The organism is Terriglobales bacterium, assembly GCA_035487355.1.
Lineage (GTDB): Bacteria > Acidobacteriota > Terriglobia > Terriglobales > Acidobacteriaceae > QIAW01.
Genome location: DATHMF010000047.1, coordinates 1 through 14,918 on the forward strand (window position 1 = coordinate 1; position 14,918 = coordinate 14,918).

11 protein-coding genes are annotated in these 14,918 nt (G+C 58.2%); 8 read left to right on the forward strand and 3 right to left on the reverse strand.

The window, feature by feature from the left end; genetic code table 11:
* Both VK738_10370 and VK738_10375 read left to right on the forward strand, forming a co-directional pair.
* Positions 1-965, forward strand: a 965-nt coding sequence (locus VK738_10370; protein HTD23049.1) for a DsbA family protein, incomplete at its 5' end; no start/stop codon positions are given.
* Positions 950-1,966 carry a tetratricopeptide repeat protein gene (locus VK738_10375; GenBank protein ID HTD23050.1) on the forward strand — a complete coding sequence of 339 codons (1,017 nt, stop codon included), beginning with the start codon at positions 950-952 and terminating at the stop codon, positions 1,964-1,966. The genes VK738_10370 and VK738_10375, both read left to right, overlap by 16 nt.
* 506 nt (positions 1,967-2,472) lie before the next feature.
* Here the strand turns inward: VK738_10375 and preA are convergent.
* Both preA and VK738_10385 read right to left on the reverse strand, forming a co-directional pair.
* Entirely contained in the window at positions 2,473-3,798 is a 1,326-nt protein-coding gene (gene preA / locus VK738_10380) for an NAD-dependent dihydropyrimidine dehydrogenase subunit PreA (protein ID HTD23051.1), read from the reverse strand.
* Positions 3,791-5,158: an NAD(P)-dependent oxidoreductase gene (locus VK738_10385; GenBank protein HTD23052.1), complete on the reverse strand. Its 1,368-nt coding sequence runs from the start codon at positions 5,156-5,158 to the stop codon at positions 3,791-3,793. Before VK738_10385 ends, preA begins: the two co-directional genes overlap by 8 nt.
* A gap of 125 nt (positions 5,159-5,283) precedes the next feature.
* On the opposite strand from VK738_10385, the gene hydA reads away from it, so the two are divergent.
* Complete coding sequence (gene hydA / locus VK738_10390) at positions 5,284-6,675, forward strand: dihydropyrimidinase (GenBank protein ID HTD23053.1); 1,392 nt, start codon at positions 5,284-5,286, stop codon at positions 6,673-6,675.
* A gap of 154 nt (positions 6,676-6,829) precedes the next feature.
* On the opposite strand, the gene VK738_10395 is transcribed toward hydA, so the two are convergent.
* Positions 6,830-8,302: a CoA-acylating methylmalonate-semialdehyde dehydrogenase gene (locus tag VK738_10395; protein HTD23054.1), complete on the reverse strand. Its 1,473-nt coding sequence runs from the start codon at positions 8,300-8,302 to the stop codon at positions 6,830-6,832.
* Between the two features lie 167 nt (positions 8,303-8,469).
* Between VK738_10395 and VK738_10400 the strand changes: the two genes are divergently transcribed.
* The 5 genes from VK738_10400 to pucL are packed head-to-tail and all read left to right on the forward strand — an operon-like array spanning position 8,470 to position 14,918.
* A complete protein-coding gene (locus VK738_10400; protein HTD23055.1) occupies positions 8,470-9,930 on the forward strand; it encodes an FAD binding domain-containing protein in 1,461 nt (486 codons plus the stop codon).
* On the forward strand, positions 9,927-12,257 hold the full coding sequence (xdhB, locus tag VK738_10405; protein HTD23056.1) for a xanthine dehydrogenase molybdopterin binding subunit: 2,331 nt from the start codon (positions 9,927-9,929) through the stop codon (positions 12,255-12,257). Before VK738_10400 ends, xdhB begins: the two co-directional genes overlap by 4 nt.
* Entirely contained in the window at positions 12,254-13,561 is a 1,308-nt protein-coding gene (gene guaD / locus VK738_10410; protein HTD23057.1) for a guanine deaminase, read from the forward strand. Before xdhB ends, guaD begins: the two co-directional genes overlap by 4 nt.
* Complete coding sequence (uraD, locus tag VK738_10415; GenBank protein HTD23058.1) at positions 13,558-14,070, forward strand: 2-oxo-4-hydroxy-4-carboxy-5-ureidoimidazoline decarboxylase; 513 nt, start codon at positions 13,558-13,560, stop codon at positions 14,068-14,070. Before guaD ends, uraD begins: the two co-directional genes overlap by 4 nt.
* Positions 14,067-14,918, forward strand: a complete 852-nt coding sequence (gene pucL, locus VK738_10420; GenBank protein HTD23059.1) for a urate oxidase — start codon at positions 14,067-14,069, stop codon at positions 14,916-14,918. The genes uraD and pucL overlap by 4 nt, the downstream gene beginning before the upstream one ends.

The following is a 14,918-nucleotide window of genomic DNA, read 5'->3' on the forward strand; positions in this document are numbered from 1 at the left end:
GCGGTGGCGGTGGCGGTGGCGGTGGTGGTGGTGGTGGCTGCGACACCGATTGTTGCATGTCGGTCAGTCCGTGCGATGTTGGGTGCTCGGTGGTTTCACTGGCTCAGCGACAATTCTGGAAGACGGCTCCCTCGGCACGTCTGCGCTTGAAGGATCTGAAGGTTGCGAAACCGGCAAATCCGCAGTGTGTCAGAACGACGCCACAGGGTATGGTACTGGCCTCGTCAAAGCCAGGAACAGCCCGAGCCAATGTGGTCAACCGTTTCGAGTGGCCTGCGGAAGCACCCCGTGATTTGTCGCCAATCGTTTTCCAGGGGCTCGCCAGCGGTTCGCCGGCTCTGGGAACCCCGACAGCGCCAATCACGATTGTGGAATTTTCCGACTTCGAGTGCCCCTTCTGCAAAGCCCTGGCCACGACCCTCTCACAGCAGGTGCTTCCGGCAGAAGGCAGCAATGTGCGTTTGGTCTTCAAGTACTTCCCGTTGCGCTTCCATCCCTGGGCGGAACAGGCGGCAGAGATCGGAGAGTGTGTCCATAAGCAGGATGAGAAAGCTTTCTGGCAACTGCATGATTTCTTCTTTGAGCACCAGGAATCACTGAGCAACGATACCCTGGAGCAGCAGACTCTGGACTTTCTCGGTAACAATCACCGAATCAACCTGGATCAGGTGAAAATATGCGTCGAGACACATGAAACAAAGCCGGCCGTGATGAGCGACATCGCGCAAGGCGAGCAAAATGGAGTTCACGGCACACCAACGTTGTTTATCAATGGTATCCGTGTCCATGGAGCGCAGAGTGCGACTGTCATCCGCAAAGCGATTGAACAGGCAAGTGCGGAACAAAAGGCTGCAAACGATGACCGAGTCTGGGAGCCGGCAACTCCCTGGCTAGGCATCGATGCAAGGGAACCGTATTGTGAGCTGTTTGCAACCGAAGGGAGGAATCCATGTCTGTTGTTCTGAATCGAGTTAAGCCAATCATATGGGGAATGGCGCTTGCAGTTTGTGTGTCGTTCTCAGTTGCGGGGCAAGACATACCGGTGAATCAAAACGCAGGTCAAGCGGGGACGAAAACGGTTCCTCCGGAACTGCAACAAGCACAGAAGGGAGATGCGGCGGCCCAGCTGCACACTGGCGAGTGGTTCAACTCGGGTATTTCCGGACGAGTGGACAGCGAGCAAGCTGCAGTCTGGTTCAAGCAGGCTGCTGATCACGGTTCAGCCGATGGCGCGGCTCTCCTGGGGAGCTTGTACTTGTACGGCCATGGAATGGAAGTTGATCAAGCGCAGGCCTACAAACTAATCCAGTTGGCAGCCGACCACGGCAGCCTCAAGGGGCGTACTTTCTTGGCGCAAATGTATATGCACGGGTGGTATGTCAAGAAAGACGAAACCAAGGCCCATGAACTGCTGATGTCGGTAGGAAACAAAGAACCGTTTGCCCTGACGCTCCAGGGCGTAATGGCCATGGAGGGTGCCGAGAAGCATCCGGAAAAAGCATTGGAGCTCTTCAAGCAATCTGCTGAGAAAGGAGAGTCGGGAGCCATGCTGAGCCTGGGTGAAATGTATCTGTTCGGGGCCGGCGTGGCTCAGGACTTTGAACAGGCAGAAAGCTGGTTCCAACAAGCTCAGCGTCTCGATAACCGTGCGGCTGAGTTTCGGCTGGGGCAGATGTATGCAAAAGGTGCAGGTGTACCCAAGAACCTGACCCATGCCTACGCTCTTTTCCAGCGAGCTGCTGAACAAGGCTATGTGCCGGCACAAACTCTGTGTGGCACTTATAACTACTATGGTTTTGGAATCAAGAAAGACCAGGTAAAAGCGTACTATTGGTTTTCCAAGGGCGCCATTCACAGTAGCGTGGCTAAGGACTGGCAACATCGAGTATCCGCAGCCATGACACCTGAACAGCTGAGTGCCGTCGGGGCAATGCTCAACGGCGCACCTGCGGGAGCCGCTAGGTAACGATTATGACGCCGGACTCCGGGGTTCTCCCCGGAATCCGGCGCTTCATAGTAACCAAAGCCGAAAGGTTCCGGCACGGAAGCCTGTTCATGGAAAACGGTATCATTCTGATATCAAACTCTTCACTTCTGGACGATTGTAAGTCATCATTGAGGAGCGGGTGGGCATAAGCAGCGCCACTCGAAGCCGGCATTCCAGAATGCAAGGCGGTTAGAAAAGCCGCTCTTTGAAAACTCAAATAGCAGGTTGGTGTATTGGGCCTTGTGCCGAAGTTTACCGCAAAGTAAACAAAACCCTTGTTCTAGACCTATTTGTAAGGGGCTGGCACCATTCTTATCTCCCATTGATTATGAATGGCTTACGAACTTCACCCTAAGCGCGCAAGGGGGTGGGGGCCGCACAATTCGGTAGGGGTCATCTTCTCTGGGTCTTAGATAACTGGAGGATTACCTCCAAGCATGCAAGGGGGGCTCGGGTACTTTGGCTGACTGCTGCTCTACTTGGAGCTAGGAGCTGCCTTTAGAGAGCAGTTCTTCCATGCTGCATTGCGGACTGCGGCCGCGGGCCTCCTGGAGCTGCTTCCAGCTCATCGGCGGTCGTCCCGTATTTACTTCCACCATGCTGATACAGCCCGGCACAGGACAGACCAGCGCACAGAGATTGCAGCCGACACACTCGTCGTCCAATACTTGTGGAACGTGCTTGGGTAGTACCCCATGACGCAGATCGCCGAGCGGGCGCTCGTCGACCCGGATGCACTGGTGGGCGCCATCCTCACATGCGATGTAGCAAAGATTGCAGCCGATACATTTTCCGGCATCAATTTTGGCGATGATCTTATAGTTGAGATCGAGGTTGCCCCAGTCTTCGACGCGGGGAACCGCCTTGCCTACCAGCTCCATGGCTGAGTTCATGCCCTTCTCTTCCAGATAGTTTTCCAGGCCCTCGATCATGTCGCGCACAATGCGAAAGCCGTAGTGCATCGCCGCCGTGCAGACCTGCACCGAGGTCGCGCCCAGCAGCATGAATTCGACGGCATCTCGCCAGTTCGAGATTCCGCCGATGCCGGAGATCGGGATGTTCACCTTGGGATGCTTGGCTACCGACGACACCATGTGCAGCGCGATGGGCTTTACCGCGGGCCCGCAATAGCCGCCATGTGATCCGTAACCGGCAACGCTGGGGCGAGGCGCGAAGCTGTCGAGATCAACCCCTACCAGGCTGTTGAAGGTATTCACCAAAGACACTGCGTCCGCGCCGCCGGCCTTGGCCGCGACCGCCATATGCGCGATGTCGGTAACGTTGGGAGTCAGCTTCACAATCACCGGCGTGCGGGCAACTTCCTTCACCCACGAGGTAATCATGGTGGCGTACTCGGGGACCTGTCCAACGGCGGCGCCCATGCCGCGTTCCGACATTCCATGGGGACAGCCGAAGTTCAGCTCCAGCATGTCGGAGCCTGAGTCTTCGGCGCGTTTCACAATGTCATGCCAGGTCTCGCGCTTCGATTCGACCATCAGAGACGCGATGACCGTATGCTGCGGAAAACGCTTCTTGACCTCGGCAATCTCGCGGAAGTTGACTTCGATGGGGCGGTCGCTGATGAGCTCGATATTATTGAGGCCCATCATGCGCTCGTTCTTAAGGTCTACCGAGCCATAACGGGAACCGGTATTGATAATGGGTTCGCCGATCGTCTTCCAGACGGCTCCGCCCCATCCCGCTTCGAAGGCACGCATGACCTGATACGCGGTGTTGGTGGGCGGACCAGAGGCGAGCCAGAATGGATTCGGAGAACGGACTCCACAAAAATTAATGCTTAGATCAGGCATGGGCCCTCCTTCCCATTGTTGCCTCGAGCATCTGATGGATGCCCAAGGCAGCCTTCTTGCCGTGCGCGACTGCATCCACAACCTCTCCGCCCCCGTTCACGCAATCGCCGCCGGCAAAGTAACGCGGGTTCTTTGTACTCATGGTTTGTGGCTCGACCACAACGCAACCATTATGCAGTTCCAAATTGGGAACCTGTTTCAGGAAACCGAGTCTGCGCTTTTGCCCGAGGGCTTTGATGACCATGCCGACCTCGAGCCTGAACTCACTGCCGGGCGCCGGGAGATAGCTGTAGCGTCCTCGCGGATCCTTCGAAGAGCGCTGCGTACGAACACATTCCAGAGCTTCGACTTGACCCGAGCCGATGATTCGCATTGGCATGGCCTGCCACACGAAGGTGACGCCGTCATGTTTCGCCAGTTCGTATTCATATTCGAAGGCGGTCATCTCTTCGGGGCTGCGGCGATACACCATGTAGACCTCTTCCGCGCCCAGCCGCCTGGCGGCGGTGACTACGTCAATCGCGGTATTGCCCGCGCCAATGACCGCAACCCGCTTTGCAATTTCAACCTGGTCAAAGCGCCTGCTCTTGGTGCTTTCGATGAATGAGAGCGCGTCATAAGAACCTTCGAGTTCTTCACCCGGTAGCTGCAGATCTTCAGTTTCGCCTAACCCGATGCCAATAAAGATGGCATCGTAATCGCGTTCGAGCTCGGGAATCGTAATGTCTGTGCCAACCTTCATTCCGTTCCTGATCTCGACGCCCAGGGCGCGGATCATCTCAACCTCTTTCACGGCTTCCGCCGCCCGCATTTTATAGGCGGCGATTCCATATGTGTTCAGCCCGCCGGGCTGAGGATTGGCGTCAAAGATGATCGCCTCGTATCCCAACTTCCTCAACTCAGCAGCGCATGAGAGGCTTGCCGGACCAGCGCCGATCAACGCAACCTTATATCCATTGGCCGCCGCGGCTTTAAAGAGCTGCGTGCCATTCGCGATCACAGGATCAACCGCGTAGCGTTGCAGCTTCCCGATCTCCACCGGCTTTTTCCCCTCCACATTCAAAACGCATACGCCTTCGCATAACACCGAAGTAGGACACACCCGTGCACAACTCTGCCCGAGAATGTTTGCGCCCAGAATTGTTTTGGCCGATCCGCGCAAGTTACCGGTAAGGATTTGACGAATAAACTGGGGCACGTCAATCCCAGTTGGGCAAGCCTTGATGCAGGGTGCGTCTTGGCAAAAGAGGCAGCGCGAACCCTCTTCCAGGGCCTGCCCCTCCGTCAGTGGTGGATTGATATCGGCAAAGTTAGCTTCCAGTTGTTCGAGTGGAAGCTTCGGGGCCGGTTCCTTAAGCATGGGTCACCTGGGCGCTGTAGCGTCCTTCCCAAAAATAGCAGGAGGGGTGGAATTTTTTGGAGTGTAGCATAGAATGATCACTCTATCTGCTAAGAATACACTCTTGGCGCTGTCGCGGAGGGCTGATGGGCTTTGACACTCTGGTCGTAAATGGAATTGTGGTAACGGCTACAGATACCTATGCCGCCGATGTTGCGATCTCCGGCGGAAAGATCGTGGCCATTGGGGAAGGCCTGCCCCGGGAGAACACGAAGCAAGTGCTGGACGCAAAAGGCAGGTACGTGCTGCCCGGCGGCATTGATGTGCATACTCATCTCGATATGCCCTTTGGAGGCACTACCAGCGCCGATGATTTCGAGACCGGCACCCGCGCCGCCGCATTTGGCGGGACGACGACCTTGATTGACTTTGCCATCCAGTACAAAGGCCAGTCGCTGCGGACTGCTTTCGATACCTGGATGCAAAAGGCCTCTGCCAAAGCAACTACGGACTATGCATTCCACTGCATCATTACCGACCTTCCAGACGCCCGCATCGGCGAGATGAATGACCTGGTGCGCGACGGGGTGCCCAGCTTCAAGCTGTTTATGGCCTACCCTGGAGTGTTCATGCTTGACGACGCAACCATCTTCAAAGCGATGCGCGCCGCCTCGAAAGCCGGCGGCATGATTTGCATGCACGCCGAGAACGGCGGGGCCATTGATGTCATCGTCAAGCAGGCCCTGTCCGAAGGCAAGACCGCGCCCAAGTACCACGCGCTCACCCGCCCAACCACCGCGGAAGCCGAGGCCACGTCACGGGCGATTGCCCTGGCGGAGATGGCCGGGTCGCCTGTCTATATCGTGCACTTGAGCTGCAACGATGCGCTCGAAAAGGTGCGCGAAGCGCGGGACCGAGGCTTGCCGGTTTATGCTGAGACCTGCCCGCAGTATCTATACCTTTCTATAGAAGATATGGACGCACCCGGATTTGAAGGCGCGAAATACGTCTTCACTCCACCGCTGCGCGAGAAGTGGCACCAGGAAAAACTCTGGACGGGACTCAAACAGGACCACCTTCAGGTGGTTTCAACCGATCACTGTCCTTTCTGCTTCAAGGAGCAGAAAGAGCTTGGCAAAGATGACTTCACGAAGATCCCGAATGGAGGCCCGGGCATCGAGCACCGCATGAGCCTTATTTATTCCGGCGGCGTGGCGAAAGGCCGCTTCAGCGTGAACCGTTTCGTCGAGCTGGTCTCGACCACACCGGCCAGGATCTTCGGGCTGTATCCTCAAAAAGGAACGGTGGCGATCGGCAGCGATGCCGACCTGGTAATCTTCGATCCCAAGCGGCAACACACAATCAGTGTAAAAACCCATCACATGCGGGTGGACTACTCGATGTTCGAAGGAATCACGGTGACCGGCATGCCAGATGTCGTCCTCTCACGCGGGCGCGTGATTGTTGACGGAGATAAGTTTCAGGGTAGAGCCGGTGCGGGGAATTTTTTGAAGCGTGCGGCTTATAGCGGGGTGTGAAAGCGCGAGGGAAAAATCCAGGCGAAAATCCGATTTCAGCCGTGGGTGGTTCCCATCGCCATCGGAGGTCCTTCGCCACGGGGCTCAGGATGACAGTGCGTGAAAAGGTATAAATTTCATTGTGGCTTGCCGCGCTGTGCCACTCAGTCTTCTGCTAATCCGGCCATCTGCAGGTAACAACTTTGGTCTCGGTGTAAAAGTGCACCGCATCTTTTCCCAAGGCGTGCAGATCGCCGAAGAACGAGTTCTTCCATCCTGAGAAGGGGAAAAACGCCACGGGTGCCGGCACTCCGACATTCACTCCGACCATTCCAGCAGTCACATTTTGTGTGAACTCACGAGCTGCTGAGCCAGAGCGCGTGAAGATGGAGGCTGCATTCCCATATTCGGATTGACTGACGACCTCGAGGGCATCTTTCAGGGTCTTTACACGGACCACCGAGAGCACGGGACCAAAGATCTCTTCTTTGGCAACGCGTGATTTTGGATCAACATGATCGAGAATCGTGGGGCCAACAAAGAATCCATTGTTCTTGGCCGCCGAATCTTTGCGGCCATCACGGGCGAGCGTCGCTCCTTCTTTTTCTCCAACATCTATATAGCTCAAGATGCGCTTCTTGGCCTCTTCCGAAATCACCGGGCCCATACAAGTGGCCTTCTCCGCTCCTGAACCCATGGTGAGGTTGTCTGCCGCATTGGTCAATTCCTTCACCAGAGGATCAGCCGCCTCCGCGACCGCAACCACCACACTCGTGGCCAAGCAACGCTCTCCGGCACAGCCAAAAGACGAGCCCATGATCGCGCTTACGGTTGTCTTCATATCATGGTCCGGCATCACCACCGAGTGGTTCTTCGCGCCTCCGAGCGCCTGCACGCGCTTCCCGTTGTTGGCTGCCGTCTGATAGATGTAGCGGGCAACCGCGCTTGAGCCCACAAACGATACCGCTTTCACCCGAGGATCGGTGAGCAACTGGTCTACGGTATCTTTGGCTCCGTGCACCAGATTAAGGACGCCGGCGGGAAGCCCCGCTTCGTGGGCGATCTCGACCAATCGCACGGAGGTGCGCGGCACTTTATCGGAGGGCTTCAATACAAAGGTGTTTCCGCAGGCGATGGCCATGGGAAACATCCAGAGCGGCACCATGACAGGAAAATTGAAAGGCGTAATGCCAACGCAAACACCGATTGCATGCCGGGTTGACCAGGCATCCACGCCTGTGCCCACCCGGTCCACCGTGTCGCCCATCATGAGAGTGGGGGCGCCGCAAGCAAATTCAACGCATTCGATTCCACGCTGAAATGAGCCTTTGGCTTCGTCGAGCGTCTTGCCGTTTTCTTCGGTGACCAATGCAATCAGCTCGTCAGCGTGGTTTTCCAGCAGCTCGCGATATTTAAAGAGGGTGCGGCAACGCTGCAGAACGGGCGTCTTGCTCCATGATCCAAAAGCGGCGTGTGCGGAGGCGACTGCGGCTGAAATCTCCTCCGGCGTGCAGCGTGGAATCTCGGCTACCGCTTCGCCCGTAGCAGGGTTGCGCTGAATGTCTTTCACCCCTCGCGAAATGACAGGTTTTCCATCGATATAAAGTGGACATGATTTCAGTTCAAGGGCAGTCGCGGTGGGTGACATAACAGGCCTCCAATGAGGTACAAAATCAAATTTTACACCCCTTTTGCAGCCAGGCGATGATGAACGAGAATCAGCGAAAAAAGCTTGCCGAGCAGCGTATTGGAGCATGTCGGGTCCGAGCGAGCCGGAATTGAGAGAGTTTGAGAAGCCGGCGCATCGCACATATAATGATGCAATCATCGCGGAGGCTCCTCGTCTTACAGCGCCGCTATCTCAACCAGGAGCACGACGGGGGGACCGATATGGAGTTCGTCCTCAACGGCAAGTGTCGCCGAGTGCCGGAAGCTCATCCCCAAACCACACTTCTGACCTGGCTGCGGCAAGAGGGATTAACCGGTTCCAAAGAGGGTTGCGCAGAGGGAGAGTGCGGTGCGTGTACGGTCCTGCTGCTACGCAATGCTCCCCCCGGAAGCCGCTTCGTCCCCGTGAATAGTTGCCTCGTTTTTCTGCCCATGATGGCGGGGCAGGAGGTCTACACGGTAGAAGCGCTTGCGGAGAGCGGAGAGTTGACCGAGGTCCAGCGGGCGCTGGCGGAGCTGGGCGGATCGCAGTGCGGATATTGCACGCCGGGTTTCGTGATGAGCCTGTTCGCCGAGCATCACCGGCCGGGGAGAACCGGCCCGTGCGATCCACACGCCATGACGGGTAATTTATGCCGCTGCACGGGATACCGCCCGATGCGCGATGCGGCCCTGGCACTGGGTCCAGTCTCAAACGATTCCTTTACACAACGGTTGCAAAATCCCGCGTCGGCAATAGAGACATTCGAGTCTCAGTTCGGCGCGGCAAGATTTGTCCGGCCGGGAACCTTGTCGGAGTGTCTCGCCATGCTGGCTGCTCATCCGGAGGCGCGGGTGGTGGCTGGCGCCACCGACCTGGCGGTTGAATCGAACTTGCGTGACCGGCGCTGGCCGCTTCTGGTGAGCATCGAAGCGCTTGCGGAATTGAGGATCTTTCGCGAAAGCGGTGATGAGATTGAGATCGGCGCCGGGTTGACGCTTTCGGAAATCGAAGCGCTTTGGAAAGATGCGCCGCAGGCGGTGCGTGAATGGTTTTCGCTGTTTGCTTCGCCACTGATCCGCAACCGGGCAACGCTCGGCGGCAACCTGGCGACGGCATCGCCGATCGGCGACGCAGCACCTTTGTTGCTGGCGCTGGGTTCGCAAATACGGATTGCAGGGAAGAGTGGCGAACGGCTGGTGCCACTCGATTCTTTCTTTCGCGGCTACCGTGAGACCGCTCTTGAGGCGGGCGAACTGATCGTATCAGCGGTGGTTCCAAAGCCGTATCCATCCTTCACTCGATTCTTCAAAGTTGCCAAGCGCCGTATGGACGATATCAGTACCGTAGCGGCATCGTTTGCCGTGGACCTGGACGCTCGCGGCCGTGTGGCGCGTGCCCGTGTGGCGTACGGCGGAGTAGCGGCGACGCCGATTCGAGTGCGAGAGGCAGAGTTAGCTCTCGAAGGGCGGCAGTGGGATGAAACCGCGATTGCGGCGGCAACGGAAGCGGTTGCCGATCAAATTGAGCCGTTGAGCGATCACCGCGGGAGTGCTGAATATCGCCTGGCAATGGCGCAAACGTTGCTTGAGAAGTTTTGGGCGGAACAGGAGTTGGTGACGCGATGAAGACCGTGGGCCAGACTCTGCCGCACGAAAGCGCGCGAGGTCATGTAACCGGCGAGGCGTTGTACACCGACGATTTGCTGAATCGCTTTCCGCGTCTTCTGCACGCGTGGCCGGTGCTTGCGAAGCACGCGCACGTAGAGGTCGTGAGCCTCAACGCAACGCCGGCGCTCGCGGTAGAAGGCGTGGCGGCGACGCTGACAAGTGTGGATGTGCCGGGAGAGGGCGATACTGGCCCGAATCGGCACGATGAGCTGCTATTTCCGGCAGAGGTTTTGTATCACAGCCAGCCGGTGGCCTGGGTCCTCGGGGAGACACTCGAGGCGGCCCGCCTGGGGGCGGAGCGCGTTGCGGTGGAGTACAGGCCGCTCGCCGCGGTGTTGACGATTGACGATGCGATCGCAGCGCGGAGTTTTCATTCCGGGCCATTTCATCTGGAGCGGGGCGATGCAGCCAGCGCGATTGCGCACAGCCCGCACCGGATTGCAGGACGGCTACGAATTGGCGGGCAGGAACATTTCTATCTTGAAACGCAGTGCGCGATTGCATGGCTGGATGAAAGTGGCGGAGTGGCTTTGCACTCTTCGACCCAGCATCCGGCTGAGACGCAGGAGATTGTTGCGCGTGTACTCGCAAAGCCGAAGCACCAGGTGACGGTGGAATGCCTGCGCATGGGCGGGGCGTTCGGCGGAAAGGAAGTGCAAGCCAACACTTGGGCGGCGATCGCCGCGCTGGGCGCGGTGAAGACCGGGAGACCGGTGCGTGTATGGCTTCCGCGGCGACTCGATATGGTGCTGACCGGCAAGCGGCATCCATTTCTCGCGGATTTTGAAGTGGGTTTCGACGGAGAAGGAAAGCTGCACGGCGTGAAACTAGCACTGTATTCCGATGGCGGATGGAGTCTGGATCTATCGGAGCCTGTTCTATGGCGGGCACTGTTTCATGTGGACAACTGCTATTTTCTCGCGGCCTGCGATTTGACAGGATACGTGTGCAAGACCCACAAGACATCGCAGACGGCTTTTCGAGGATTCGGCGGCCCGCAGGGGATGGTGGTGATCGAGGATATCCTCGATCGCATTGCGCGCACTCTCGATCTTCCGGCGGATGTAGTGCGCGAACGGAACTTCTATGTCGAGGGGCAGACGACTCACTATGGCCAAGAGGTGAAGGACGCTTCGCGGATCACGCGGATCTGGCATGAACTGAAGAGCACAAGCGATTTTGCAGCGCGGCGGCAGGTGGTGGCGGCGTTCAACGCGGAACAGCCGCATCGCAAGCGCGGAATCGCGATGACGCCAGTGAAGTTCGGAATTTCTTTCACGGCAACGGTTTTCAATCAGGCGGGAGCGCTGGTGCTGGTGTATCGCGACGGCAGCGTGCAGGTGAATCACGGCGGAACGGAGATGGGGCAGGGGCTGCATACCAAGATCCAGCAGGTGGCGGCCGAGACGCTGGGATTGCCGCTCGGATCAATCCGCGTCATGCCGACGCGCACCGACAAGGTGCCGAACACGTCGGCGACGGCGGCCTCCGCGAGCAGCGATCTGAATGGCGCGGCGGTGATGGATGCCTGCCGCAAAATCCAGGCGAACCTCGCGCCGGTCGCGAAAGCACTGCTCGAATGCGCTGAGGATGCAGTGCGCTACGAAGATGGTCTGGTGTTCGCCGGAGAGCACCGAGCTGGCGCCATTCCATTTCGAAAGCTAGTGGAGGCGGCGTATGTGCGCCGGCTGCCGTTGTTCGCGCAAGGCTACTACCGCACGCCGGAGATTCACTATGATCCCAAAACGGGACAGGGGCGTCCCTTTTATTACTACGTGTATGGCGCGGCGGTTGCGGAGGTAGAGGTTGACGGGTTCACCGGCGACTCGAAAATTCTGCGGGTAGACATTCTGGAAGATGCAGGCCGATCGTTATCGCCGCTGGTTGACCGCGGGCAAATTGAAGGCGGATTCATACAGGGCGCCGGATGGTTGACGCTGGAGGAGCTGGTTTGGGACGCCGAGGGACGGCTCGCGACCAACAGCGCTTCGACCTACAAACTGCCATCATGGTCGGAGCTGCCAGAAACATTTAACGTTCGCATGCTCGAACGCGCGGATGAGCCGGGAGTCGTGTACGGCAGCAAAGCCGTGGGAGAGCCGCCGTTGATGCTCGCCATTTCGGTGCGAGAGGCGATTCGAGAGGCGATCGCTGCGTTTGGACGGGGTGGAATCGTCGAAATGGATACGCCATCAACGCCAGAACGGATCTTCTTTGCGATTGAGCGGGTGCGGCCGCGCCGGTTGACGGCGCCGCGGCGGAAAGCGGAGGCGATCCAGCTTTGAGCGAGCTTCTTCGCGCGACGATCTTTCACACGCCGCGTAATCCTTTTCTGTCTGCTGATGGGCTCGAGGTGTTTTCCGACGGCGGGCTGGCCATCGAGGCGGGGCGCGTTTCTGGCTGCGGCGAGTTTGACGAGTTGCGGCGGCGCTTTCCGTCGGCGCAGGTGCGCGATTTGCGAGGCGGCTTTCTGCTTCCCGGATTCGTGGATACCCATGTTCATTATCCGCAGGTCCGTGTGCTGGGAGCGCTCGGCCATGAGCTTCTCGATTGGCTCAACCAAAGCGCGCTGCCGGAAGAGGTACGGATGCGTGACCGCGATCACGCGCGGTGCGTGGCCGGCGAGTTTCTGAGAGGGCTGGCTTCGCACGGTACAACAACCGCACTGGTTTTCGGAGCGCACTTCGCTTCGGCCATGGAGATCTTCTTCGAAGTAGCGGTGTCGTCGGGTTTGCGGATTATCAGCGGGTTAGTGGTTTCCGACCGGATGCTTTTGCCCGAACTGCACGTGTCGCCAGAGGAGGCTTACCAGCAAAATAGCGACCTGATCCGGCGTTATCATGGGCACGGCGTAAAGTACGCAGTAACGCCGCGATTTGCCTTGTCGGCATCCGAGGCGTTGCTTGAAGTGTGCCAGACGCTGATGCGGGAGCATCCGGGAGTTCGCTTCCAAACCCACATCAACGAGAATGCAAGCGAGATCGCAGAGGTCGCGAGGCTGTTTCCCTGGGCAGAAGATTATCTGGCAGTGTATGAGAAATTTGACCTGGTCAGCGACCGTTCCATGCTGGCGCACAACGTCCACACGACAGATAAGGCGCTGGCACGGCTGGGAGCACACAAAGCCTCGGTCGCGCATTGCCCTTCGAGCAATGCATCGCTGGGGAGCGGGCTGTTCCCCTTGCGACGGCACATCGCAGCGGGCGTTCGGGTGGCGCTCGGGACGGACGTGGGCGGGGGCACTGGATTCGGAATGTTGAAAGAAGGGCTGCAAGCGTACTTGTTGCAGCGGCTGTCTCCGGAGGGGCTCACGCTGACGCCGGCGCAGTTGCTGTACCTTGCGACGCGTGCCGGTGCGGAAGCACTGGGATTGGCCGAAGAGACTGGGGATTTTTCCGAAGGCTGTTCGGCGGATTTTGTGTATCTGCGTCCGCCCGAGCGAAGTCCGCTGGAGGCGGTGACAAAGAATGCGGAGAGTTCAGAGCGAGTGCTGGCCGCGCTCTTCACGCTCGCCGGTTCCGAGAGTGTGGTGGAGACGCGGGTGCGCGGCCAGCAAGTGTATCGCGCTGAGGAAACTCGCCCGTCATGACACTCGACGAAGTGAACGGTCTCGACCAGCAAGGATTTGTCACCGCGCTTGGCGGAATCTTCGAGCACTCGCCGTGGGTTGCGGAGCGAGCGTGGGCATCGCGTCCGTTTGCCACGGTGGCGGGACTGCATGAGACTATGGTGCGCGCCGTTGAACGAGCAAGTCTGGAGCAGCAGTTGACGCTGATTCGTGCCCACCCGGACCTGGGCGCGCGGGTGACTCCGAAGATGAGCGCGGCGTCGGCGGGCGAGCAGGCAGGGGCAGGGCTGGACCGGCTGACATCAGAAGAATTCGAGCGGTTGCAGGCGCTGAATTCGGCCTACCGCCAGAAATTTGGATTTCCGTTTATCTATGCGGTGAAGGGAAGCACGAAGCACGATGTTTTGCGCGCGCTCGAGCAGCGTTTACAGGCAAGCATGGAATTGGAACGCTCGACGGCGCTGGCACAGATCGGGCGCATTGCGCAGCTTCGTCTTGCGGATGTTATACAAGATCAGGAGACACGGTGAACTCATTCGCCAGCGGTTTCAAGCGAAATTATTACGGCAAGGGCGATGTGATCGTTTACCGTCTCCATCGGGATGGTAAGTGCCCGCAGGGCAAGTGTCCGGTGTTCGGAGCGAGCGTGCTCATGCTGGTCTATGGCGACGCCTTTTGGCCGACCTACACGACGGGCGATAATACCGGCCTGGTGGCGACCGATTCGATGAAGAATTTCATCCAGCGTGAGACCCTGAACTTCGACGGCTTCGACTTGGAGGAATATTGCCGGTTTCTCGCTCAGAAGTTTATTGACACATATCCTCAGACGGCGGGGATCCAGGTTTCTGCGAATGAGATTCCCTATACGGGAATTGCCGATGGCTCGGTTGCGTTCGCTCCGAGCGGGCGGGAGCGCGCAAAGGCACGAGTGGAATTGACCCAGGCGGGGATCGCGGAGCTGCGCAGCGGGATCGGCGGGTTTCGTTTATTGCGACTGGGCGGTAGCGCCTTTCATGGATTCGTTCGCGACCAGTACACTACGTTGCCCGACATCCTGGATCGGCCTCTGCATATGTGGCTGGACCTGGATTGGAGCTACACGAGTGTAGACTCAGGGTTCAGTGGCGGCGCGATTCCAGCTCGCGTGCGAAAGATGGTGCATGAAGTATTCCACGGCTTCGAATCGGGCAGTATCCAGCAGGTGATCTATCAACTGGGAACACGCATGCTGGCAGAGATTCCGGAGATTGCAGAAATCCATCTGGAGGCGAACAATCGCACCTGGGACACGGTGGCGGAAGCAGGCGAACACCTGGGCGTGTTTACCGACGCGCGGCCGCCGTATGGTTGTATAGGATTGACATTGCGGCGGTAA

Coding starts and splice junctions, on each gene's coding strand:
- preA (HTD23051.1), bottom strand. CDS start 3,798: ATGCCTGATCTAAGCATTAATTTTTGTGGAGTCCGTTCTCCGAATCCA.
- VK738_10395 (HTD23054.1), bottom strand. CDS start 8,302: ATGTCACCCACCGCGACTGCCCTTGAACTGAAATCATGTCCACTTTAT.
- hydA (HTD23053.1), top strand. CDS start 5,284: ATGGGCTTTGACACTCTGGTCGTAAATGGAATTGTGGTAACGGCTACA.
- uraD (HTD23058.1), top strand. CDS start 13,558: ATGACACTCGACGAAGTGAACGGTCTCGACCAGCAAGGATTTGTCACC.
- xdhB (HTD23056.1), top strand. CDS start 9,927: ATGAAGACCGTGGGCCAGACTCTGCCGCACGAAAGCGCGCGAGGTCAT.
- VK738_10375 (HTD23050.1), top strand. CDS start 950: ATGTCTGTTGTTCTGAATCGAGTTAAGCCAATCATATGGGGAATGGCG.
- VK738_10400 (HTD23055.1), top strand. CDS start 8,470: ATGATGCAATCATCGCGGAGGCTCCTCGTCTTACAGCGCCGCTATCTC.
- VK738_10385 (HTD23052.1), bottom strand. CDS start 5,158: ATGCTTAAGGAACCGGCCCCGAAGCTTCCACTCGAACAACTGGAAGCT.